The sequence below is a fragment of the Parashewanella hymeniacidonis genome, assembly GCF_016900895.1.
GTDB lineage: Bacteria > Pseudomonadota > Gammaproteobacteria > Enterobacterales > Shewanellaceae > Parashewanella > Parashewanella hymeniacidonis.
The window spans coordinates 1-24,642 of sequence record NZ_JAFEUN010000005.1 but is presented as its reverse complement, the minus strand read 5'-3'; the positions used below and the strand labels follow the sequence as shown (position 1 = coordinate 24,642).

Sequence of the window (24,642 nt, the reverse complement as noted above, 5' to 3'; positions counted from 1 at the left end):
ACGCTTACCCTTTCGCTTCAACTTGGTCAGGCTTATAAGTACGGATGATCCAAATCAGAATACCGATTAAGAAAAACGCACTTGGTGGAAGAAGCAGTAGACCATTTGGTTGATACCAACCGCCTTCAGAGATCTTCTTCATGATTTCGATACCGAACAAACTGCCGTTACCAAATAACTCACGAACAAAACCTACGCCTAGAAGAATTGCACCGTAACCTAAACCGTTACCGATACCATCCATAAAGCTCATCATTGGCGGAGTCTTCATTGCGTACGCTTCAGCACGACCCATCACGATACAGTTAGTAATAATCAAACCAACGAATACTGATAGCTGCTTTGCTACATCATAAGCAAACGCTTGCAGTACCTGGTCAACCACGATTACCAATGACGCAATAATGGTCATTTGAACGATAATACGAACACTGCTCGGGATTTGATTACGGATGATTGAGATAAACAGGTTAGAAAACGCCGTTACCGCAGTCAATGCTAAGGTCATTACCAACGCCGTTTCCATTTTACTGGTTACAGCTAGAGCGCTACATACACCCAATACTTGAAGCGCAATTGGGTTATTACTGATAATCGGGCCAGTTAAGACCGATTTAAGTTCTTTAGCATCAGCCATTACTTTAACCCTCCTTTACGGGCTTTATCGATAAACTGAGCAAAACCTTCTTTACCAAGCCAGAATGTTAGTGAATGCTGAACACCATTACTGGTTAGGGTTGCGCCAGAAAGCGCATCAACACCATGAACTGTTTCAGCTTCAACAGGGTTTTTAGTTACTTTCATAACAAAGTTACCTTTGTCATCATATAACTTTTTGCCCGTCCACTTAGCAATCCATTTCGGGTTTTGAACTTCACCACCTAGACCTGGCGTTTCACCAGAGCCTGAGAATTTGTAGTAAACCAAGCTTTCAACGGTATTCATGTCTGGTTTAAGTGCTAAGAAAGCATACATGGTAGACCAAAGGCCATAACCTTTAATTGGTAGAATAACCGTTTCAAGTTTACCTTGCTCACTACGAACTAAGTATACCACGGCGTCATCAGCCACACGCTTAACAGAAGCTATATCGTGTTCAGGTTTGAAAGAGATCTTTGGATCACGTGCTGCTTTGTCCATATCGAACACATCAGCTTGTGCTTTCGTTGCATTTGTAAAGTCACCCGTTTTCAGATTTACAATCTTCGCTGTGATACGAGCATTATAGATATCTTCAACTTGTTTTTTAGTCGCTTTACTGGTGTCTTTCATTAAGCCAGCCGCAGAAAGGATATATTTCTGCTTATCAAAACGCTTATTTTGATCTTGAGTAGGCTTAAGCATAACAGCGGCTGCCGATACTAAAATCGAACAAACCAAACACAGGCCAACAACGGTGAATAGCGTTCTTCCAAATGAATCTTTATTTGCTGCGTTAGCCACGAGCGATCCTCCTTTTAATATTCGACTGAACCACAAAGTGGTCGAACAATGGAGCAAACAAGTTAGAGAATAAAATCGCTAACATCATGCCCTCAGGGAATGCAGGGTTGATCACACGGATGAATACCACCATCGCACCGATTAAGATACCGTAGCACCATTTACCTTTATTGGTAAATGAAGCTGAAACTGGATCGGTTGCCATGAACATCATACCGAACGCAAAACCACCTAGTACTAAGTGCCAGTACCACGGCATCGCAAACATCGGATTCGTGCTACTACCAATAAGATTCAGTAATGTTGAAACAGCAATCATACCGACCATCAAGCCACCAACTATTCGCCATGATGCAATCTTAGCGTAGATGATAACTAAACCACCGATAAGGATAGCTAACGTCGATACTTCACCCATCGAACCTGGAATGAAACCTAAGAACGCATCCCACCATCTTTGGTCAAACGCATAACTGAAGTGACCTGCTGCCGCTTGGCTTAATGCCGTAGCTCCAGAGAAACCATCAGCTACAACCCAAGACGTGTCACCAGACATATTTAATGGGTAAGCAAAGAATAGGAACGCACGACCTGCAAGCGCAGGGTTAAGGAAGTTACGACCTGTACCACCGAATACTTCTTTTGCAACCACAACACCGAAGGTAATACCCAGCGCAACCATATATAAAGGAATGGTTGGTGGCAGTGTTAGTGCAAAAAGAATCGATGTTACGAAGAAACCTTCGTTAATCTCGTGACCACGAACAGATGCAAACAGGACTTCCCAGAAACCACCAACAATAAATGCTGTTGCATAAACTGGTAGGAAGAAACAAGCACCGTACCACAGTAAAGTCGCCCAGTGAGCGTCTTTAGTAAGGTGAGCACCAAACATACCGAATAGGTCAACTTGCCAAACGTCAGGTGTGCCAAAACCAGCAATTAATGCGTCTTGTGCTTGCAGACCAACGTTATACATCCCCATAAACATCGCTGGGAAAGCACATGCCCATACAGTGATCATGATACGTTTCAAGTCGATATTATCACGAACGTGAGTACGACCCTTATTTACGTGACCTGGTGTATAGAATACTGTGTATACCGCTTCAAATAGCGCATACCACTTTTCGTATTTACCGCCTTTTTCAAAGTTCGGTTCGATACGTTCGAAAAAACTCTTTAAGCCCATTAGCCTTCCCTCTCGATCGTATCTAAACAGTCGCGAAGATATGATCCGTGATCATACTTGCCTGGACATACGAAAGTACATAACGCTAAATCTTCTTCATCAAGCTCTAACGCACCTAATGCTTGTGCGCCATCAACATCACCTGACAACAAGTCACGTAATAGCATAGTAGGAAGAATATCTAACGGCATAACACGCTCATAAGCACCAATTGGTACCATTGAACGATCTGAACCACCTGTAGAGGTCGTTAGGTTGAATAAACGTGATGGCGATAAGTGAGACAAAAATGCACGAGTTGCAGAATACTTCTTAGCACCAGGCATTGCCCAACCAAGAAATTCTTTTTCTGTACCTTCTTCTAAAACACTTACCTGTGCGTGATAGCGACCCAAGAATGCGTGTGGGCCTGCCGCTGTGCGACCGTTCAACACTGAACCTGAGATAACACGAACACTTCCTTCCTGCGTTTCTTTAGCCATTAGCTCAGTCGTACTTGCACCGGCTACAGTACGAAGTAATCTTGGCTTAAGGGCTTTAGGGCCACCTACAGCAACAACTCGCTCAACATTTAATTCGCCAGTCATAAATAGCTGACCAATGGCAATTACATCTTGGTAACCAATATGCCAAACCGTGCGATTAGCTGAAGCAGGAAGCAAGTGATGGATATGAGTCCCTACTAGACCTGCTGGGTGAACACCACCAAACTCTTCTACTTGAGTGTTGGCAGAAGGGATGTCGGCACCTTGTGGTTTACACAAGAACACTTTCCCTTGGGTCAACTTCGCTAACACTTTTAAGCCGTTAGCAAAATCGTCTTTATGTTCGTTAATAATAACAACTGGGTCAGCCGCCAATGGCTGCGTATCAATTGCCGTCACGAAAATTCCCGCAGCATCAGAATCGATGGCAGGTACTTTGCTGAATGGACGGGTACGCAATGAAGTCCACAAACCTGATTGAACCAGGTTTTCACGAACTTTATTGGCTTCTAAGCTGTCGAGCTGCCCTGCGTCATACTTTGCAAAAGACACTTGCTCATTGCCTTCTACATCAATAACGACAGATTGCAGGACACGCTTTGCGCCCCTGTTTATTGCGGTAACTGTACCACTAGCTAAAGCCGTATATACAACGCCAGGATTCTTTTTGTCTTCAAAAATCACCTGACCTTTCTGTACCTTGTCGCCGACACGAACTTTCATCGTCGGACGCAGGCCAATATACTCTTCACCCAGTGTAGCTACCTGTTTAATGGCTGGGCCATTATGGATAACTTGTTCTGGTCCACCAGCAATAGGTAGATCCAATCCTTTCTTAATTGTAATCATATCCACAAGCACTACGTTGAAGGAAATAAAATGCGTCCACGTCACAAAACCCTCAAAAATCAAATACATTCGAGTGTTGAGCTGACGCAGAAATATCGCAGATTTGCGATCGCAATCACGTTGGTCGCGCGCATTTTACCCCAATTAGCCGTATATCGCCACGAAAAATATGGGTTAATTCTGTGGCAGAATTGTGAATTGTCAGCACCCGTTAAGCATTTAAACTATTGATAACAATTTAAATGCTTTTGAAACTACATAGATTTTTAACAGAAACATGAGAGGAATCTTCAATAAAGAGTTCTGTGTAGCAAATTATCTATCAACATCTAAGAAACTTAATCTTCACTTGCACTGATAGCCAAGAGTCAGTATCTTTGCGCACTTCTGTTTTTGAGCTTAAAACTACCTTTATATGTCTGTGCCTGACTTTGTTTACAATCCTCCAACTGTGCCTTGGCTTGATATCCTTTATCAGGATAAAGACATTATTGTAGTAAACAAGCCATCAGGTTTGCTGTCTGTTCCAGGCCGAGACCCTAAACATTCCGATAGCATTTGGGCTCGAGTTAAAATGTTGCACCCTAATGCCCAAATTGTGCACCGCCTCGATATGGCCACGTCTGGCATTATGGTTGTCGCTTTGAGAAAAAAAGCAGAAAGTGAATTAAAACGCCAGTTCAGGGACAGAGAAACCAAAAAAATCTACTACGCTCGTGTTGTGGGCCATATAAAGCAGCAAAGTGGCGAGGTAAACTTACCACTTATTTGTGACTGGCCTAATCGCCCTAAACAAAAAGTGGATCATCAAATTGGAAAGCCTTCACAAACTTTATTTGAAGTCGTGAGTTATGACACTCATTCGACATTAGTAAAATTAACTCCAATCACGGGGCGTTCTCATCAACTTCGTGTACATATGATGGCGATGGGGCATCCTATTTTAGGCGATGGCTTTTATGCTGATGATGTTGGAAAAAAGTTAAGATCTCGCTTGAACCTTCATGCGCAGTCTCTATCAATTAAACAACCTTACAGTCAAGAAGAGCTCGTTTTTTCAACACGCATTCCTTTTGTAGATTAAAATACATATTGCGCAGTTACATTTATTAACAATAAATCTATTCGCCCATAAATAAACGTCAAAACCCTCCCATCAACACTAAACAGATAATAATTAATAATTATTTCCTAATTATTAATTTTCTATTTATTTATTTATGCTTTTTTTATAATCAATTGCGTTCTTGTATGAAAAAAAGTTATTACAAGTGTTAACTTTTTGTGATAGAAATGCATCTACGAAATATTTTTGAAACATACTTTATTTCTAACAAACAAAATTATAACAAAAGACGTATATTTGATGTTTCCTATCACTATCGTCGTTCCAGTTGACAAGGAAAATAGTTGTGAAAACTAAATTAGCACTCGCCGTTTCGGCAGCTTTGGTTGCTTCTACAGCAATAGCACAATCAGACATAAAATTTAATACTACAGGCCAGTCTCTAAACAACATTAAAGGTACACAGGCAACTTTTAAACCAGAGAAAAAAACAATTTCTGCTTGGATGGTACAACTAAACTCGCCTTCAATTTCGGATTTCAAAACAGGTTCTAAAGTAAGTGCAGCAAGTGCCCTTTCAAATGTTGATAATTCACAACGTGTACTAATTTCGAAACTTCAAACACTGAATTCAGAAGTAAAAGTTTTAGACCAAACTAAAATCTTGGCTAACTCAATCATCGTTGATGCTGACAGCGCAGCGCTTGATCAAATTTCCAAGCTATCTGAAGTGAAAGCAGTATTACCTCTTTATGATTATGAAATTAACGTTGATGCTTCTGCTGAATATATTAATGCAAAAGAATTAGTAACTAACGGTATTGCATCAGGTAAAGGTCAACGCGTAGCTGTATTAGATACAGGTGTTGATTATACGCATGCTGCAATCGGTGGTTCAGGTAAAGTAGAAGATTATGAAGCCGCTGTAGCTACTGCAGATCAACCAGTTAACTGGCCTCAAGGCAAAGTAATTGGTGGTTATGATTTCATTAACGATGATCCAAACCCAATTGATGCTGGTACAAACCACGGTACTCATGTGAGTCACTCTGTATTAGGTATTGCACCTGATGTTGAATTATATGTTTACAGTGTTTGTGGTGGCGGTTGCCCTGGATTAGCTCAATTCCAAGCACTTGAAGCAGCGATGGATCCAAATAGTGATGGCGATATTTCTGACCGAGTAGACACTGTAAATATGTCACTTGGTGGCAATTTTGGTGATGTTGATGGTGGTGCAGTTCAAGTACTCATCGATCAAATGGTTGAATTAGGTGTTAACTTGGTTATTTCAGCGGGTAACGATGGACCTACTCCATTTATTGTTGGTGGGCCAAGTACATCAAATAACGCACTCTCTGTAGGTGCAATGACTCACCCTGAAGGTCAAAATGCCATTGTCACTTCAATGGTAGGTGGTGAAGAGGTTACAGCCTACGCTTCTGGATTCAACCCTGAACTTGATTTTTCATTTAATAATGAAACTGCACCATTGGTTTACCCTGAAGCTAACCAAGATGGTTGCCTTGAGTTTGCTGAAGATGTTGATTTTTCAGGTAAAGCAGTGATTATCGATCGAGGTGGCTGTGCATTTACTGATAAAGTTCTTAATGCACAGGCGCGTGGCGCATCATTCGTAGTTATTGCAAACAATAGCGAAGGCGAATTTTTCAGCCCAGGTGGTTTTGCTGAAGGCATCACCATACCTTCAGTAGGTATTAATCAAGATTTAGGTAACACTCTAAAAGCTCAAATCGAAGGTGGGGCAGGACAAAGCTTCTCATTTGTTTCTAAGTCTTTTGATGACTCAGGCGCAATCGCAACATTTACGTCACGTGGCCCATCAATTGCTGGAACCCTAAAGCCTGAAATTACAGCACCTGGTACAGCAATTCTCACAGCACAGCCTGGATTAGGCGATGGTCTGACACCTATTAGCGGTACCTCGTTCTCAGCTCCTATCACTGCTGGCGCATTGAGTATTATTCGTGAAGCACATGAAGATCGAGATGCATTTGAAATTAAAGCGATTGCAATGAACACGGCAAACTTAGCTGTTTATGCCGAGCCAATCGGGTTAAATAGACAAGCTGAACTGGCGCCTATCAGTTATGTCGGTGCTGGCTTAGTTGACGTTAAGAAAGCAGTAAACACACCGATTGCTGCTTGGGATAAAGAAACTAAGCAAGCTGCTTTAGCTTATGGTCTAGTGAGTGTTAAAGAAAAAACTTCTGTCACTAAAACTGTGACGGTTAAAAACTACTCAGACAGCGACCAAACGTATACTCTAAACCCGCGTCCACGCTTTGCTGATGATGCTGACACAGGTGCACTGACATTTACTTTACCTGACAGTGTCATTATTCCAGCTGGTGAATCAATTGAAGTTGAAGTTACTGCCCATATTGACCCAAGTAAACTCCCGGCTTGGAACCTTCATTCTGCATTGATTGGCGACTTAACGATTGGTGAAAATGGTCTTTCGGAAGGTGATGCGATTAATGCAGCATCAGCAGAGTTAACTCGCATCGAATTTGATGGTTCAATCGAGTTTCTAAATGGCAATGATAAAGCCATTCATGTAGTTTATCACATGTTGCCAAAACCAACTGATAACGCTGAAGTAAGCTTTGTTAGCTCACAAACAGGTAATTTATTCTTTATCACAAATACAGGTGGTACGGCGATTGATGCACCTTTCTCTTCTTCTCTAATTGCAACAGATCCAATAGAGAAAGAGCGCCGTCATGATTTAACTGCAGGCTCAACAGAATTTTTCCCTAATAGTGCCTGTGACAGCGGTTTTGTGATGAGTAATACCGTTCAAGTTCGTGACCCAGTGTTATATACACTTCCTGCAAGTTACCAAGCAGATTTTGATGTAGATAATGATGGAGAATGGGACTTCGTGTCACAAACCGCTCGTGAAGAATGGTTCACGCCTAATGGTTCTGACTTAACCGGCCTTGTCGCCTTTAATCACCCTTACGGAGTAGGAAGAGGCTCAATTACTCCTGCCATTCATAATGCAGGTAATAATTATGTAACAACACTTGCATGCTCTGAAGATGTTGGAATCACCAAGCAGATGTTTGATGAGAAAGCGACAGTTAAAGTTCGCTATCGTGTAGAAAGTACATCATATAGCCCTGTTGCTTCAGACTCTGCAGATACTGTTGAAGCAGATTTAGTGGTTGCACCTTCAACAAGCCAAGTGAGAATGTTGAGTGTTAATGGAACCAACGGTGCAAGCATAAGTTCAGTTTCAACATCTGACGTTGGTGAAGAGATTTCAGTACTTCAGCCTGGTGAAAGTGCACTTCTAGAAGTCGTTCGCGACCCTAATACTCAAGGTGTTTTAGTATTAACAGATACTGGTAACCTTGATGTTGAAGTAAATTATGACACGGTTTATACCAACATCATGATTAAAGAAGCTAGTTTTTCTGTTGATAAGGGCACTGAAGCTGGTTCTGTTTTAGGCCAATTAGACGTTTATAGTGGCGATATTCAAGATGTCCCAGTGAGTGGTTTCAGTATTACAGAGAACAGTTCAGAGCTTATTACTGTTAATGCTCAAGGACAATTAATTGCTACTCAAGCTATTGATCAATCAACTGCTGATGTAATGTTAAAAGTTAAAGCTATTGATGTGAATGGTGACGTTTCTGATAATGAAACCACTATCACTGTAGCAGTAAACAATACAGCACCAGTGATATCACTAGAAAATGTTTCAGCTCAAGAAAACTCTGAAGTGACTGTTGCTGCAACTGTAGAAGATGCAGAAGAAGACAAGTTAACGTTAACTTGGGCACAAACTGGTGGTGAAGCTACTGAGTTTACCGAAAGTGAAGATCAACTCAGTGTATCGTTTACTGCTCCAGCTGGCTCAGGTGAATTTACTTTCAGCTTAACAGCAAGTGATGGCCGTGAAGAGGTAACTGAGTCTTCAACAGTAACAGTAACTGTTACACCTGCTCCAGAGCCAACACCAGAACCGAAGAAGAAAAAATCGAGTGGTTCTCTAGGTTGGTTAGCACTTCTTCTTACTCCAGTTGCGTTTTTACGTCGTCGTAAGTAGAAGTAATCAGTAAGTTCTATAAAAAAGCCTCACTGCACCGTGAGGCTTTTTTATTTTTCATTTAACAACAAGCATTTCAAAAACCGTAACTCAGTATTCAAATTTCATCTTTGTAATCAAAGAAAAGTCATTACAACTTCCAGTCTAACCAATTAGTCCTAGCTTTTTTTTAACTAAAAAACACCTTACAACTAAATAATTGTTTATTTCTACACCATATAAATGTTAAGTTTTTGTTGCCATAAGTTTAATAATTTATATAAATGGCTATTTAAGGGAAAATCATTCAGTTTTAGGGAATCACAATGAAAACAAAACTCGCCATAGCAATAGCATCTTCGCTACTTACTGCTCCACTTTATGCTGGTGAATCAGCGAACATTTTAAAACCAGTGACACAGCAAGCTAGTTTTAAAGGTGTTGCCAGTTCACCTCAAACATTAAGTGGTATGAGCCACCAGTATGATTCAATAACAAAAGAAATTACGTTCAAATGGGCTACCGTTAATCAAGCTAGCCCTAATCTGACTCCAGTATCCTTGGATAAAAGAACAGCATTTGCTTCTGATTTTTATTTAAATCAGCTTGTCGGTGAATCGGTTACAAAACCAAACTCAACACTGTACCTTGCGCATATCCATGCACCAAAACATGGTTCAAAAATAGTTAAATACAAGCAACAAGTTGGTGGAATCGAAGTCTTCAATAAAGAATTCAATATTCTTATGGATCAAGATCACAACTTAGTTGCCTCTTCTGGAACAGTGGTAAACAAGAACTCTTATTCAAAAGCAGCTGAAACTAAGCATGTTGGTGATGTTTTTGAACAACCAGAAGTTGCCATTTTATCTGCAGTAAAAAAACACGGTATTGATAGCCAGTCACTAAGCCTTGAAAAAGTTAGCGCTGATAGCGATACATATCATAGCTATAGAGTTACCCAGTCAGACACTAAACATTTCTTAGTCGGAACTCCAAGAGCAAAGCCAGTTTATTTTGAAGTAAACGGTAACCTTGAACCATCTTACTATATTGAGCTTCAATCGAGTGAAATTGATTCTGTCGATTCCAAGTACATGAGCTATGTGATTGGTAAAAATGGAAAAGTACTGTTTGAAAATAACTTAGTCAGCCATGCCGGTGAGTATAACTATAGAGCTTATATTTCTGAAGACGGCACTCCTTGGGACAGCCCTCACGGAAACGTTATTCCAGCAGCTGCAGATAGTAAATCAACAGATTATATTTCTGCTTCTTACCTTGAAGCTCCAATGGTTGCTCTTAAGAATGCAGGGATTTCAACAGATGATCCTTGGCTAGAGGAAGATGCTGAGGAAGCGAATGGTAACAATGTTCATGCTTATGCAGACTTAGTTGCACCTGACGGTTTTACTACTGGGGACTTAAAAGCTGAAGTTAATGGAGATGCTACATTTGATTATCCATATAATCCTGAAAGTGCCGAATATTCTGTTGAAAACCGTAAAGCTGCGATCGTCAACTTATTCTTAGTTAACAACTTCTTGCATGATGATTATTATGCTCACGGTTTTGATGAAGCTTCTGGAAACGCGCAGTTATCAAACTATGATAGAGGTGGTGTGGAAGGTGATCCTCTACGCGTTGAAGTACAAGATAATTCAGGTTTTAACAATGCAAACATGTCTACTCCAGCCGATGGTGCATCGCCTAGAATGCAAATGTATTTGTGGGATAAACCAACTCTAAACGGTACAGATTTCGGTGCATCAATCGTAATGGGAGATGACTCTACGTTTCTTGAATCCACTGTATTATCTGCTTTAGGTCCTGTCCACTACGATGAGGTCAAAGGTAAAATTGTTAGATTGATGGACACTGTCGTCGATGGAAATACAAATAAAGACGGTTGTGATGTCGTAACAAATGCTGAAGCACTCGAAGGAAATATTGCTCTTATCGATCGCGGAGCATGTTCTTTTATTGATAAAATCTTAAATGCTCAAAATGCTGGCGCTATAGGTGTGATTGTCGCAAATAACGCTGATGGTAGTGCAATTAGAATGGGAGGAGACGATCCTAAACTAGAAATCCAAATCCCAAATGTCATGATCTCAAAAGCGGAAGGTATGGAGCTTGATCAAGCCATATCTGCTGGTGATGTAATAATTTCAATGTTCAGTAATAAAACTCCTCGCGGGTTTAAAGCAAGTTCATGGGATAACGGTATTGTTGCCCACGAATGGGGACATTACATAAGTAACCGTCTTGTCGGTAATGGTTCAGGCTTAGTCAATAACCAAGGCCGCTCGATGGGCGAAGGTTGGGGTGACTTCCATGCATTGTTGTTACTTGCAGAAGAAGATGATGCGATGATGGCAGGTAATGATAAGTACCAAGCTGCGTACAGCGCCACTTCATATGTTGCAAACTTCCAAACAGGTATTCGTCGTCTTCCATATTCAACAGATACTGAAGTTAACAACTTTACTTTTGCAGAAATATCTAATAATGCACAAGTTCATGCTTCAGGAACGGTTTGGGCTACAATGCTTTGGGATGCTTATGTAGGCCTGATTAATGATGAACGCCATACATTCGCTGAAGCACAAAGCTTAATGAAAACCTATATTGTGTCTGGGTATAAAATGACCCCGATAGCTCCAACATTTACTGAAGCTCGTGATGCAATTCTAGCGGTCGCTTATGCTAATGACCCTGAAGATTACACTGTAATTTTAAAAGCATTCGCTGCAAGAGGCCTAGGTTTAGGTGCTGTTTCACCAGAACGTTTCTCTAATGACCATGCTGGAGCTGTGGAATCGTATGACACTGAACTCGCTGCATTTAATGTTAAATCACATGCTCTAAATGCTAACTATGAAGGTTTAACTGTTGGTTACTGCTCTAACGATAACATAATGGATAAAGGTGAAACTGGCACGGTTAGTTTTACTATTAAGAATACTGGTAATCTAGATATTGAAAATATCCAAGCTAAAGTAAAAGTCACTAGTGAGCACGATGTAACATTCGCAAACGCAGGAGCAGTTACATTCAGCACGCTAAGTGGCGCTTTCTCTGAAATTACAAGTGATCCTATTGAGTTCTCATTAGACGAATCAGGTGTTGGAGAAGTACTTGAGCTTGAACTGAGCTTCATGGATGAAGAAGGAAGTGAAGTGATCCTTCCAACTGATTATTCATTTAATACTCTAGTCAACATGGATTTCGAAGATCAAACAACTGATGACAGTACTGCACATTCAAACATGGAAGATTGGTCCTTATTTGTAGATTGGCAACAACACGTAATGCATGGCGGTGAACCAGCATTAGCGACTCAACAGTATGACAACGGCTCAAATATTGATTCCTTCGAGACCTTCGGTTTCGACCTTGGTGATCAAGTCATGGTTCTAGATAATAATGACTTCCAATCTGATGTAGCTGTCGAAACCAGAGAATTTACCGTTGGTTTCGAAGGAGATTTTGAGGTTAATTTCTGGCACTTCTATGCTATCGAGCAAGATTGGGATGGTGGTGTTGTTGAAATCAGTGTCAACGGTTCTGATTGGGTAGACGTAACCGAAGTCGGCGGCAGTTTTGATATTGGATATGACGGGCCGATTACAACTCAAGATGTGCAACCACTTTCAGAAAGACCTGTTTTCCATGGCAGAAATAATACAAATGGTACTGTGGGTAATAATGAAAGCATTAATTTTGGCACAGGATTAAATGGCAGTAATGTTAAGCTCAGGTTCCGTATTGCTTCCGATGCAGTGTTCAGTGATTTAGGTTGGTGGATTGACAATGTAAGCCTAACAAACGTAATGACTCCTGTTTTCAATAATATGATTGCTGGCGATGCTATGGCTTGTGATAACCGTTTACCAAACGTAATGATTGCAGCGAGTGGTACTGATGTTAAAGAAGGTGACGTTGTAACTCTCACTGCAACAGCAGTTGATGCAAATGCTGGCGATGAACTTTCATACTCTTGGAAGCAGACGGTTGGAAACGAAGCTGCACTTTCATCTACTGACGGTGCAGAGGTTAGCTTCACCGCTCCAGAAGTAAACAGTAGCGTTCAAGAACTCACATTTGAACTCACTGTAAATGATGGAACAGGTGATGTTGTTCAAACTGTAGAAGTAAAAGTTAGAGACATTCCTGAAGCTGCACCAGAGCAAGAAACCAAGAAGAAAAAGTCTAGCGGTTCTCTTGGTTGGTTGGCACTCGTGCTTACTCCATTTGCAGTATTAAGACGCCGTAGAAAATAAGTCGAACTCTTGTAATATGAGCTAGAAAAAGCCGGTAATTATGCCGGCTTTTTTATAACACTTTTTCACATTGTAACTTCTGGTTTTGCTATGGGCTCGTATATAAGAGATATTTCAATCAAAGAAATTAACGGACTTTTTTCTAACTTTTTGTACTCAGAGTATAAGTCTTCGCCTTTCATATAATTTAAGCGCCAAGTATTTTTAGTGACTCGCTCTATTTGTTGCCCAAAGCTTTTTAACTCTTCAATACTGGCATTTGAGACAAATACAATATCGCCTTTTACTCTGCAATACTCTTTGGTTGAAAGGTCGAATAATCTTACTCCTTGCATTAATTTCTGAGACTCAGAAGTAAAGATTGAACGGTTCATACGGAAAGTAAAACCCCTCTTATCTGGGACTAACTTCTTTGAGGAAGCCAATGAATGCTCACTCTTTTTAAATTGAGTTTTAGGCTTCATTTCAGTTTCAGAATTACACCCAAATACCATCACAACAAATAAACTCAATATGGGTAAATTTAACTTCATATCAATCCTTAATGTTCAAAAAATGTATGTAAATAAAACTTGTGATGCTTTATTTAACAACTGGTCTCCCTGCTGATTTAACCTAAAAAACTCAGTTGGATACGTTCTCAAGCGCAGAAAAAATTGTTGGTAGCAAGACAGAATGTGCAGCAAGTAGTTGTTCTATTTGCAATGTTCTAACGCAGCAAACAATTATTTTAGCCAGCTTGTGAGCGTAGAGATATTCACCCAATAAGCGATAGCATTAAATTAGATTATTTGCTTACTTTCATAAGCTTAAAAAGTAATTTAGCGTTCAATTGAGTTTTTAGGTTTAAGTTAATCTATTGAACTCTATATGATTTTACAAGGCATTAGACATTGTTTTTACCCTAAAATAAAAAAGGTAGCTATCTATAACAATAGCTACCTACGAAGTTTTCTCATCTCTAGTGATTAACTTCTCAATCCAATCCCTCTAGAGATCAGATAATAAGCCAGCGTAAATAGACCTATACAGAAGCCAACAGTCACCCCGATTGAAACACCTACACTGATATCTGAATAACCTAAAAAGCCATAACGGAAAGCGTTAATCATATAAACAATAGGGTTGATTTGAGCGACATCTTTCCAGAAAGAAGGGAGAAGTGATAATGAATAGAACACTCCACCCAGATAAGTAAGCGGTGTTAATACGAAAGTTGGAATAATACTGATGTCATCATAACTTTTTGCAAAAACAGCATTAACTAAGCCACCTAATGAGAACAAAATGGATGTTAATAACACGGTCAATACCACAATTGGAATTGAATACAGTTTTATATCAACAAAGAACAGAGCAACAGCAGTGACAATACATCCCACCATTAAGCCTCGAGCGACACCACCACCGACATAACCAGCAATCATCACATAATGCGGTACTGGAGCCACCATGATTTCTTCAAGGTTTCTCTGAAACTTAGCACTATAGAAAGAACTCGCAACATTTGAAAATGAGTTAGTAATCACTGACATCATAATCAAACCTGGAGCAATAAACTCCATATAACTGAAGCCTTCCATACTACCTATTCGGCTACCAACTAAGCTACCAAATATAAGGAAATACAGAGTCATAGTTATCGCTGGAGGTACTATGGTTTGTACCCAAATACGAGTAAAACGGTTAATTTCTTTCGTTACAATGCTTTTGAAAGCAACCCAATATAACTCTCTCACTTGTTGCCCTCCACTAAACTCACAAACAATTCTTCTAAACGATTGGCCTTATTTCGCATTGAACTTACTTTGATCTTTTGTTCTGAAATTGCCACAAATAGCTCATTGATACTTTGGCTATTATCAACGTCCACTTCGAGTGTGTGTTCATCAACTAAACGACACGGAAAATCATTAAATGCAGGTGCTTGCATTAGCTCATCATCAATATCTAGAATAAAGGTTTCCATGTGCAGCTTGCTCAGAAGCTTTTTCATACTGGTACATTCAACAAGCTCACCTTGATCAATAATACCGATGTTTTTACACAACATTTCCGCTTCTTCTAAATAGTGCGTTGTAAGGATAATCGTTACCCCTTCTAGTTCATTGAGCCGAGTTAAAAACTCCCACATTGAACGACGAAGCTCGATATCAACTCCCGCTGTCGGCTCATCTAAAATCAGTAACTTTGGTTGATGAATTAGCGCCCTTGCAATCATTAAGCGACGCTTCATACCACCAGAAAGTTCACGAGCGCGGCTGTTACGCTTTTCCCAAAGGTCCAACTGAGACAAGTACGTTTCAGCACGTTCCAAAGCAACTTTACGAGGCACGCCATAGTAACCAGCTTGATTTACCACAATTTGAAGTACTGTCTCAAATTGATTGAAGTTAAACTCTTGAGGTACTAAACCTAAAGATAACTTAGCTCGCTCCAACTCCTTATCAATATCAAAACCAAAAATACTGACTTGCCCTTCTGTCTTTTGGACCAACGAGCTGACAATACCAATAGTAGTGGATTTACCTGCGCCATTCGGCCCAAGTAATGCAAAAAAATCACCACTTTCTACGGTTAAATCTATGCCTTTTACAGCTTGAACGCCGCCCTTATAGGTCTTTTTAAGGCTGTTAATTTCCAATGCGATGGGTTGCTTCAAGCTATCATTCTCCGACAAAAAAGCCTCGGATAATCCAAGGCCTGATAGAAATCAAAAGAGTAAATTATTCTAAAGGTATTACTTTAGCAATATACGGTAAATTTCTGTATTGTTCTGCGTAATCTATCCCGTACCCAACAATAAACTCATCAGGAATACTCTGGCCAATAAAGTCAACTTTTACGTCAACCTCTCTGCGTGATGGCTTATCAAGTAAAGTGCAAATTGCGAGACTTTTTGGATCTCTAAGCAACAATACATCTCGTACTTTATTCAGTGTATTACCCGAATCAATAAGATCTTCTACAATCAACACATCACGACCAGCAATGTCAGAGTGTAAATCTTTTAAGATTTTCACATCACGAGTGCTTTTCATGCCACTGCCATAGCTTGAAACTTCCATAAAGTCGATTTCAACATGGCCTTTAATTTTACGGCACAAATCAGCCATAAATACGGCTGAACCTTTAAGTAACCCCACCATTAATAAACGCTTATGCTCTTTATAATGTTCGTTGATGTTACCCGCCAGCTCATTCAGCATTTTCTCAATTTCTGCTTCAGGAATCATCACTTCTATCGTGTGTTTCATAAAAATCTCTTGTAGTAGGTACAATCAGGTTGGGTCATAACCCCAGCGCTTAGTTAACGTGTGCTCAACATTCAAATGATCAAGAATTCGAGCGACGAGGAAGTCTACCAGATCTGAGATCGATTTGGGATCATGATAAAACCCAGGTGCGGCTGGTAAAATTGTGGCTCCGTTTTTACTTAGTGAAAGCATGTGCTCTAAATGAATCGTGCTAAAAGGTGTCTCACGAGGAACAAGTAACAGTTGCCCTCTTTCCTTTAATACTACATCCGCAGCACGCTCTAGCAAGCTGTTACTCATTCCGGTAGCCACGGCGGCCAATGTTCCTGTTGAACAAGGACAAATCACCATTTGCTTTGGTGCGGCACTTCCCGAAGCTGGCGGAGAAAACCAATCTTCTTTGCCTAAAACAACGAGCTCACCATTTTCACTATCAAAATACTGGCTAAGTTGTTGTTGTGATTTATCAGGATTTCCACTGAGCTTTATGTTTTCTTCAGTCGCTAACACCACTCTAGCCGCACTGCTGATCATCAAAAAAACTCGAAAATCAGCTTGCAAAAGGCACTCCACTAATTTCAAACCATAAGGTGCACCTGAAGCTCCAGTCCATGCAATACTAATACTCTTTCGATTATCTTGTTGTTTCATGATGATTTCATTTCTAGCTGGGTAATTAACTTTTGGTGTAATCCACCAAAGCCGCCGTTACTCATAATGACTATATGTTCATTACATTGAGTTTGGATCACAACGTCTTCAATCAGCTCATCAATACTGCCCTTCACATGAGCATCAATTTGCTGCTGACTCATGGCATTTTGTAAATCCCACTTCACCGCTTTAGCTTGATATAAGAAAACCTGATCGGCTAACTTTAATGAAGCGGCCAATGTATCTTTATGTACACCCGATTTCATGGTATTTGAGCGAGGCTCAAGAATAACAGTGACTTTGTCCGTTCCAACATTCGCTCTAATAGCTTGTAAAGTTGTACTAATTGCTGTCGGATGATGGGCAAAATCATCATAAACTCTTACACTGTTAACCTCTGCTAATAATTCCATTCTCCTTTTCGGAGGCGCAAATTTCACTAAAGCATCAATGGCATCATGTGGACGAACTCCAACATGACGAGCAGCAGCAATGGCATTAATGGCATTTTCAACATTATGCTTACCAATTAAATGCCAATCCAAGATCCCTTGCAATATACCATCAAACCACACTTCAAATTTATGGCCATCTTTTGTTAACAATTTGGAAGACCAACCATTCTCACTTTTGCTGGTGAAATGCGGTTCTTGCTCACTCCACAGTCCTTTGTCAATAACTTGCTGCACGGCTTCAATTTCAGCAGGCCAAATTACTTTACCTGTTGATGGTACAGTACGAATGAGATGATGGAATTGCTTCTGAATATCGTAAAGGCTGTCAAAAATATCGGCATGATCAAATTCAAGGTTATTAATGACTAATGTTCTTGGATGGTAATGAACAAATTTAGAGCGTTTATCAAAAAAAGCACTATCATATTCATCGGCTTCCACAACAAAAAACTGGCTCTCGCCTAGTCTTGCTGACACACCGAAGTTTTGTGGAACACCACCGATGAGAAAACCAGGCTGATAACCACAATCTTCTAAAATCCAGGCCAACATACTGGCTGTTGATGTTTTTCCATGAGTACCTGAAACCGCTAGTACCCACCGATTAACTAAAATATGATCAGATAGAAATTGTGGACCTGAGGTGTAAGCGATCCCTTTATTGAGCACTTCTTCAACACATGCATTTCCTCTTGTCATCGCATTACCGATAACGACAATATCTGGATACCTTCCTTGTTCATCGGTAAGTTGATTGATATTAAAGCCCTGAATCAGCTCTATCCCTTGTTCTTCAAGCTGGGTGCTCATTGGCGGATACACATTTGTATCGCTGCCAGTCACTTTATGTCCCATCGCTCTAGCCAAAAGTGCGAGCCCTCCCATGAAGGTCCCACAAATTCCTAAAATATGAACGTGCATTTTATTTCTCTAATCTAATCGCACAATTAAAAGCAGTATAAAGCAAATTCAATACGCTAATAAGGTACGACATCATAATTAAATACCAACCGTTTAACCTACACACTGATACACATCGTTTTCAACGACTTATCCATAAAGTGAACTATAAGCATCGTTCATATTAACAGCTGTTAACACTACCGTTACTGGTATGACCAGGTAAGTTGGCTGATATTTTTTTTTCGATATCTATCCAAGACAATCGCCCTATACTGAACACTAGATTAACTGGCTTTTTAATATCAATATCAAGCAAAGTGAAAGCTCAGTTTATATAAATTGTTTTAGGAGGTTTATTATGACTGGTGCATCAAAAGTTACAGATAGCACTGTACCAAACATGAACGTTCGAGATCGGGTCGCCGATAGAGATCGTAAAGAAATTGATAGAAAGCATAAGCACCATCATAACCACTTAGATGCTAACTTGAATGAGAAAGGTGACAACCCAACTGATTTACCTTTGAAGTCAACAGACGGAAAGCAAAGTCTTCATATATTCCCAAAGGATGGCCAAGGGTATATAGAGGATAAAGATCCTAATCATATGATGGGAGCTATGGGGATGATGGGAGAAATGAACCTACCCAGTAAAACCTCTGCACCAACGTTTAAAGATGGCAAGGTCATGCTCACTATTGATGATAAGCATCAATTTTCTAATCAAATGGCTTACATGGGTGTTCAAAATCAGATAAAAAAAGCACCCGTTTTGCAGTAACTAATGAAGTAAAAAGCTAGAGAAAAATTAATAAAGGTGAGCTTGATGCCGTCAAAACGGCATTAGAGAACGCTTCGAATCGAGCATCCGATTATGTTTCACAAAAACAACTATAATTACAGAAAGTAATGCAAACAATGCTTAAGAGATCAATAAATCCATAGCTCTAAATATTCGATAACAGTAATTGGATAATTTAAGTTTCAAGTTTAATGTGAGGACAAGACAATGGTTGATAGTGTAAATACAAGCTCACAAAGAGTTAACCCACAAGTGGATGGGCAAGATCAAGCTGAAAAGCACATTCATGAAAAACATAAGCATCAACACAACCACCTTGGTGCACACCACCATGCTTCAGAGAAAGAAAGATTGAAAAAGTTGTTAGAACAAATAGAAAAGATGCTTGCTAGTCACCAAGGTGAAGATGATAGAAAGTCTGCAGATGCTAAAGGTAATAACAACGATATTCAAAAACTAATACAAGACCATGTAAAAAACAGTGTAAGAAACCTCAGAGATAAATATGGCATCAATGATGAAAACCTAAATCATATACATAATTTAAAAGAAGCTGATAATGCGCTTGCCACACAAGGAGATATTGTTCTTTCTGGCGGTATTGCTGTGCTTTATCTTTTTATGAATTTGCTTTCAGATCTCGCTCAGTATAAATACCTCGAAATGCAGCAAAAAGCTAAAGTATCTCGTGATGCTCAAAATATGGCCAATGAAGTTCAAGAAATCATTGCTGATATTTCAAAAGGTAAAGATCCTGATACAGCAAAAAAACCTCTGCCTGATAGTGTTATCAAGTACATGGAACAAAATGATGTTAAAATTGATGGTAAATCTATTGATGATTATCTAAAATCTACTAAAACTGATAAATCTGATACAGACAATAGCACTGACAATAAAACGTATAAATTTCATTCTAAAAATCTTGAATACAACATAACAATTGAAAAATCCAGTAATGGGTATTGGTATGTCACAAATGCAAATAACTATGACAAAAGCTGGAATGTACCCACTCCACAAAAAGTGAATCCAGATTTCAAAAATGGAAAAGTTGAAATTGATATTAGTAAACTAAAATCCACCTCTAAAAAAGGAAATAATCCTAATACGGGTAAACCTTGGATGGGTGCCCCCTCTAAAGGAACAATATTAACTGCGAATGATGGTTCTAGTGACAGCACATCTTCTAAACCACAAATTGATCCTAAGAAATACCCTCTTGATAAAGGACAACTAGACGCCGTTAAATCTGCTCTCGAAAACACATCAAATAGAGCTTCAGACTATGTATCTCAATCGCAGTTACAATTACAGAAAATAATGCAGACATATAATGTAACAGTGAGTCTAATTAACAGCATGCAGACAATGCTTGAAGAAATGAATAAATCAATCGCACAGAATATAAGATAAAAGATTTAATTCTATGTATTAAGTAACTCAACAATTGCAATTATTGAGTTACTTACTACACTCTGTTTAGTTAGTAACATTACTAATATTATTTGTGTTAAGTTACTAATGTTTTATTTCACTAGCTGCCAAAATTAAGGATATATAAAATGAAAAGTTTATATGTTTTTTTGATGTTATTTGTAATGCTATTCTCTACTATAGTTAGAGCTGAAAACTACACATTAGTTTATAGCAATTCTTCAAAAGATGATGTGTTATTAGATTTCAAAAATATTAGTACATATTGTATAGACACGACCGCTAACAATAATAATGTTACAGATCCAACAGGGCTAGTTTCTGTTAAATCGGGCGAGAAAGTCAATATTAAATTCAGCACTTCTGATTATGATGATGCAAAATACGGAGTACTTTGCTATACGGATAACAAAAATCTATCTTGGTCAGGTCATATAGTTGACGCGCAAGGAGATATAGAATCCGATTTTTATGAGATGTGGTATCGTTATTCACACACAGCATATATCTATGATGATGTAATAGGCACAACATCACAGCTTGGAAATGATCCTTCTTTATTTATTAAGTCTATACATGTAGGCACTCAAGATGGAAATAAGATATATTACTCTCATGGAAGCTTGAAATAAGCGGCGTTTTTCAAGACAGGTGTCACCTTTTATTTAAAACTTAAGCTACATTATCTGTAGCTTTTTTTGTTGTATTTTCATTATCTGGATTTAGCATTACATCCCCTACGGGATCGCAGTTTCGGATCTCACCTGACCACCTCATTGGCTTTTTAGCTCTTGCTTCTTCGAGTACCTTTTTACGGTTCATGAGCAAAGGGCGGGATTATGCTTTGATGGGTTTAAAACTTACATTAAATTTAGTAAAGATAATGAACTCACTCATAAACGCTTGGATATGTCAGCAGGTATCAGGGTAATAGAAAATGTTTACCATATACAGAATGTAAATTCTTACCACAGCCAATTAAAACCCACATTCCGCACCTAATTTTTCCTAATAACGTATTTATCGCCAAATCATTTAAAGTAGCCATCAGATCACAACAACGAGAATGGCTGATCCACTTAGCTCGGAATATGCAACATAGCCAAAATGTTTCATGGCTTGATTTATTCTTTATTTCCCGCATCCGGGTCACTTCAACAACGGCATGGCTATCTTTAAATTTATCCGTTTCATCAAACCTATCGGAGATGGATAAAAGCCGATAATGTCTTTCATTAATTCGTCCGTGCTCACCGTCTAACTCAGTAAAATAATTCTGTTTTAAAAGTTCTGGCGTATCTCGGTAGCACTTATGAAAATAAGCTTCTATTTCAGCAAGTAATTTACCTAATTCTTTTTTACTTGATAAACGTAATCACCTTTTCCTTCACATATTAAGGCTGTGGTTTCTTTTTGGCAGTGCATGGCGTCAGCGGTAATAACTGCATTTTTAATATCTATGTGTTTCAGCATTCCATTCTCAATCAAAGTCTTATGCCATTGTGTGATAAAAAGCTTACAATAATCATCGACATCACAGAAGGTTTTAACTAATTTATCAAACATGCACGTTCCTTTTGAATTATTCTTTCTTGGTCGAAAGATCTGATCTCAGAACGAGCTATTTGTTCCCGACATTTTATCTTTTCTTATCCAGAACTGAGGTTACTCAAGATAATGAGGAAAACCATGTTAGAAGAGATGAATAAATCTATCGCACAAAACATTTGATAAGAGATGAACAAGTTTACCGTAAAAAATTATTCGTTATGGAGGGGTCAAGCACAAAACAAAAAGCCATATAGACGTCTAGATTGACATGTGTCTAAACAAAAATTACACTGAATTAAAATTAACGAATTAAACACATATAAATGTAAAATATATGTTAATTTCAAATAAATCTCACAGTAAGTAAAGAGAAATTCAGTGACTTCTAAACAACCTTTTTCCGCTATTGCTTTATTACCCTTGCTCATATTTATAGGCATTTTTGTTGGTACCGGCCTATATTTTGAAAATCAGAATGTCGACTATGCTTTTTATCAACTGCCCAGTGTTGTTGCTATCTTGCCCGCCATTATTATTGGAGTATTACTTTCAAAGAAAAAACTGAATCAAACAATAGATATTTTTATAAAAGGTGTGGGACACAATAATATCATTACCATGTGTATGATTTACTTGCTGGCTGGCGCTTTTGCAGCTGTAGCGAAAGCAACAGGTGGAGTTGACGCTACTGTTGCTCTGGGTTTGTCCTACATTCCTGCAGAATTCTTACTTCCTGGCTTTTTCCTAATATCGGCATTTATTGCAACAGCAATGGGCACCTCAATGGGTACCATTGCAGCAGTCGCCCCTGTTGCGTTCGGTGTCGTTGAGCAAACAAACATCGAAGCGACCTTAATGGTTGGCGCAGTGATATCGGGTGCATTATTTGGTGACAACTTATCCATTATTTCAGATACAACCATTGCTGCAACTCGTACTCAAGGTTGTGAAATGAAAGATAAATTTAAAGAAAATCTCATTTTTGCACTCCCAGCAGCGTTAATCACACTGATCCTCTTTTCACTGCAATCTCAAGGACAAGTCGACCTTCAACCAAAAGACTACGATGTATTTAAAGTCATACCCTACTTAACCATCTTAATACTGGCAATTTCTGGCTTAAATGTTTTTGTTGTACTTACCGTAGGAATTCTATTTGCAGGTATAACGGGATTTACGACAAGCGATTACACCGTACTCCAATTCAGTAAAGATATTTATGCTGGCTTTGGGAATATGCAAGAGATCTTCTTCTTATCTATGCTAGTAGGTGGATTAGCGGCCTTAATTCAACAACAAGGTGGTATCGCATTTATCAATCATAAGATTGAATCTTTCGTAAAAAGGTTATCAAGTAAAAAGACTGATAAATCACCAAAGCTTGTTGAGTTATGTATTGCGTTAATGGTGGCACTAACGAATAGCTGTATTGCGAATAATACTGTTGCGATAGTCGTCACTGGCGACATTGCAAAAGGCTTAGCTGAAAAGCACGACATTTGCCCTAAACGCTCGGCCAGTCTTCTTGATATTTTTGCTTGTATTGTTCAGGGCATACTGCCTTTCGGAGCACAAGCTCTATTGATTGGATCCATTTTTAGCATCAGCCCATTATCTGCTGGATTACATGCTTGGTACTGTATGGTATTAGCGGTAGTTTCCGTCATAATAATTGCGATCAGAAAATAAACAATTGAGTTTGCTGTCAAAGTCGTTTTATAGTTGTTTTAACGCTCGACTATGAGCCTTGCTTACGAACCATTTATTGTAAGCGAGGTTCAATCACATGGAATAAGTGATAGGAAATAACAATGTATAAAACAATATTATGCGCAATAGAGTCATCTGACGAAGGAAAGCATGTACTATCTAAAGCAATTAAAATTGCAGAGAAATTCGATAGTCGCTTAATCGTAATAAACGTGCTTCCCTACACTTTTTTACCAAAGGATTATCAGAAAGTACTGAAGGACGAAGCAATCCCAAAGCTCGAAAAGCTGACGTCAGAATTTAATATTTTAAAAAAAAATAAAATTCTTAAAGTGGGTAAACCTTATGATGTCATCTGTACTGAAGCTGTCTCTTGATCAGATCTTAGTGCATTTCTCCGTCAGCTAGCATTTCTTTCGCCATCCTATATCCAACGACATAAGATTGAAGGGTATCCCAACCTTCCCAAATCGTTTCCCAACCTGCTAT

General features: G+C 39.1%; 19 protein-coding genes and 4 pseudogenes. 10 read left to right on the top strand and 13 right to left on the bottom strand.

Going from position 1 to position 24,642, the window contains the following annotated elements; genetic code table 11:
* Positions 1–4: 4 nt before the first annotated feature.
* Genes JQC92_RS01930 through JQC92_RS01915 form a run of 4 tightly spaced genes read right to left on the bottom strand, consistent with a single transcriptional unit; the run spans position 5 to position 3,969 of the window.
* A complete protein-coding gene (locus tag JQC92_RS01930; protein WP_129945422.1) occupies positions 5–637 on the bottom strand; it encodes an NADH:ubiquinone reductase (Na(+)-transporting) subunit D in 633 nt (210 codons plus the stop codon).
* Positions 637–1,443: a Na(+)-translocating NADH-quinone reductase subunit C gene (locus JQC92_RS01925; protein ID WP_204998063.1), complete on the bottom strand. Its 807-nt coding sequence runs from the start codon at positions 1,441–1,443 to the stop codon at positions 637–639. Before JQC92_RS01925 ends, JQC92_RS01930 begins: the two co-directional genes overlap by 1 nt.
* Positions 1,436–2,635 carry an NADH:ubiquinone reductase (Na(+)-transporting) subunit B gene (locus JQC92_RS01920; protein ID WP_129945424.1) on the bottom strand — a complete coding sequence of 400 codons (1,200 nt, stop codon included), beginning with the start codon at positions 2,633–2,635 and terminating at the stop codon, positions 1,436–1,438. The genes JQC92_RS01925 and JQC92_RS01920 overlap by 8 nt, the downstream gene beginning before the upstream one ends.
* Complete coding sequence (locus JQC92_RS01915) at positions 2,635–3,969, bottom strand: Na(+)-translocating NADH-quinone reductase subunit A (RefSeq protein WP_204998062.1); 1,335 nt, start codon at positions 3,967–3,969, stop codon at positions 2,635–2,637. The genes JQC92_RS01920 and JQC92_RS01915 overlap by 1 nt, the downstream gene beginning before the upstream one ends.
* A gap of 421 nt (positions 3,970–4,390) precedes the next feature.
* Here JQC92_RS01915 and rluA point away from each other — a divergent pair, with 421 nt between their 5' ends.
* The 3 genes from rluA to JQC92_RS01900 all read left to right on the top strand — a co-directional run bounded on the left by rluA (position 4,391) and on the right by JQC92_RS01900 (position 13,384).
* Positions 4,391–5,053: a bifunctional tRNA pseudouridine(32) synthase/23S rRNA pseudouridine(746) synthase RluA gene (gene rluA / locus JQC92_RS01910; RefSeq protein WP_204998104.1), complete on the top strand. Its 663-nt coding sequence runs from the start codon at positions 4,391–4,393 to the stop codon at positions 5,051–5,053.
* 328 nt (positions 5,054–5,381) lie between these two features.
* A complete protein-coding gene (locus JQC92_RS01905) occupies positions 5,382–9,119 on the top strand; it encodes a S8 family serine peptidase (protein ID WP_204998061.1) in 3,738 nt (1,245 codons plus the stop codon).
* Between the two features lie 305 nt (positions 9,120–9,424).
* Entirely contained in the window at positions 9,425–13,384 is a 3,960-nt protein-coding gene (locus tag JQC92_RS01900) for a rhombosortase-dependent M36 family metallopeptidase (protein WP_204998060.1), read from the top strand.
* Positions 13,385–13,449: 65 nt separating this feature from the next.
* Here the strand turns inward: JQC92_RS01900 and JQC92_RS01895 are convergent, their stop codons facing one another.
* From JQC92_RS01895 to mpl, 6 genes are all read right to left on the bottom strand, one after another.
* Complete coding sequence (locus tag JQC92_RS01895; protein ID WP_204998059.1) at positions 13,450–13,917, bottom strand: hypothetical protein; 468 nt, start codon at positions 13,915–13,917, stop codon at positions 13,450–13,452.
* A 435-nt stretch (positions 13,918–14,352) separates the two neighbouring features.
* Positions 14,353–15,123 (bottom strand): ABC transporter permease, encoded by a 771-nt coding sequence (locus JQC92_RS01890; RefSeq protein ID WP_204998058.1) that lies wholly within the window; start codon positions 15,121–15,123, stop codon positions 14,353–14,355.
* The gene (locus JQC92_RS01885; RefSeq protein WP_204998057.1) at positions 15,120–16,046 is read right to left on the bottom strand and encodes an ABC transporter ATP-binding protein; all 927 of its coding nucleotides are present in this window, start codon (positions 16,044–16,046) and stop codon (positions 15,120–15,122) included. Before JQC92_RS01885 ends, JQC92_RS01890 begins: the two co-directional genes overlap by 4 nt.
* A 64-nt stretch (positions 16,047–16,110) precedes the next feature.
* Positions 16,111–16,641, bottom strand: a complete 531-nt coding sequence (hpt, locus tag JQC92_RS01880) for a hypoxanthine phosphoribosyltransferase (protein WP_204998056.1) — start codon at positions 16,639–16,641, stop codon at positions 16,111–16,113.
* A gap of 24 nt (positions 16,642–16,665) precedes the next feature.
* The gene (locus tag JQC92_RS01875) at positions 16,666–17,292 is read right to left on the bottom strand and encodes a flavin prenyltransferase UbiX (RefSeq protein ID WP_204998055.1); all 627 of its coding nucleotides are present in this window, start codon (positions 17,290–17,292) and stop codon (positions 16,666–16,668) included.
* Complete coding sequence (gene mpl, locus JQC92_RS01870) at positions 17,289–18,671, bottom strand: UDP-N-acetylmuramate:L-alanyl-gamma-D-glutamyl-meso-diaminopimelate ligase (protein WP_204998054.1); 1,383 nt, start codon at positions 18,669–18,671, stop codon at positions 17,289–17,291. The genes JQC92_RS01875 and mpl overlap by 4 nt, the downstream gene beginning before the upstream one ends.
* Positions 18,672–19,011: 340 nt before the next feature.
* Between mpl and JQC92_RS01865 the strand changes: the two genes are divergently transcribed.
* The 5 genes and pseudogenes from JQC92_RS01865 (at position 19,012) to JQC92_RS01850 (ending at position 21,524) form a co-directional block, all read left to right on the top strand.
* Positions 19,012–19,434 (top strand): hypothetical protein, encoded by a 423-nt coding sequence (locus JQC92_RS01865; protein WP_204998053.1) that lies wholly within the window; start codon positions 19,012–19,014, stop codon positions 19,432–19,434.
* 26 nt (positions 19,435–19,460) lie between these two features.
* Positions 19,461–19,550, top strand: coding sequence for a hypothetical protein (locus tag JQC92_RS23130; protein ID WP_420851286.1), 90 nt, complete (start codon positions 19,461–19,463; stop codon positions 19,548–19,550).
* 112 nt (positions 19,551–19,662) lie between these two features.
* A pseudogene (locus tag JQC92_RS23025) lies at positions 19,663–20,307 on the top strand (hypothetical protein); the annotation flags it as partial.
* 351 nt (positions 20,308–20,658) lie between these two features.
* Positions 20,659–20,871: pseudogene (locus JQC92_RS23020) on the top strand (secretion protein EspA); the annotation flags it as partial.
* Between the two features lie 149 nt (positions 20,872–21,020).
* Positions 21,021–21,524: a hypothetical protein gene (locus JQC92_RS01850; RefSeq protein ID WP_204998051.1), complete on the top strand. Its 504-nt coding sequence runs from the start codon at positions 21,021–21,023 to the stop codon at positions 21,522–21,524.
* 40 nt (positions 21,525–21,564) lie between these two features.
* Here JQC92_RS01850 and JQC92_RS01845 read toward each other — a convergent pair whose 3' ends face one another.
* From JQC92_RS01845 to JQC92_RS23120, 3 genes and pseudogenes are all read right to left on the bottom strand, one after another.
* Positions 21,565–21,714, bottom strand: a complete 150-nt coding sequence (locus JQC92_RS01845; protein WP_204998050.1) for a hypothetical protein — start codon at positions 21,712–21,714, stop codon at positions 21,565–21,567.
* A gap of 528 nt (positions 21,715–22,242) precedes the next feature.
* Positions 22,243–22,356 (bottom strand): annotated as a pseudogene (locus JQC92_RS23125) (ISAs1-like element ISSba1 family transposase); the annotation flags it as partial.
* A pseudogene (locus JQC92_RS23120) lies at positions 22,357–22,458 on the bottom strand (IS982 family transposase); the annotation flags it as partial.
* 363 nt (positions 22,459–22,821) lie between these two features.
* On the opposite strand from JQC92_RS23120, the gene JQC92_RS01835 reads away from it, so the two are divergent.
* Together JQC92_RS01835 and JQC92_RS01830 are read left to right on the top strand one after the other, a co-directional pair.
* Positions 22,822–24,132, top strand: a complete 1,311-nt coding sequence (locus tag JQC92_RS01835; protein WP_204998048.1) for a Na+/H+ antiporter NhaC family protein — start codon at positions 22,822–22,824, stop codon at positions 24,130–24,132.
* 122 nt (positions 24,133–24,254) lie between these two features.
* A complete protein-coding gene (locus tag JQC92_RS01830) occupies positions 24,255–24,530 on the top strand; it encodes a universal stress protein (protein WP_204998047.1) in 276 nt (91 codons plus the stop codon).
* Positions 24,531–24,642: the final 112 nt, after the last annotated feature.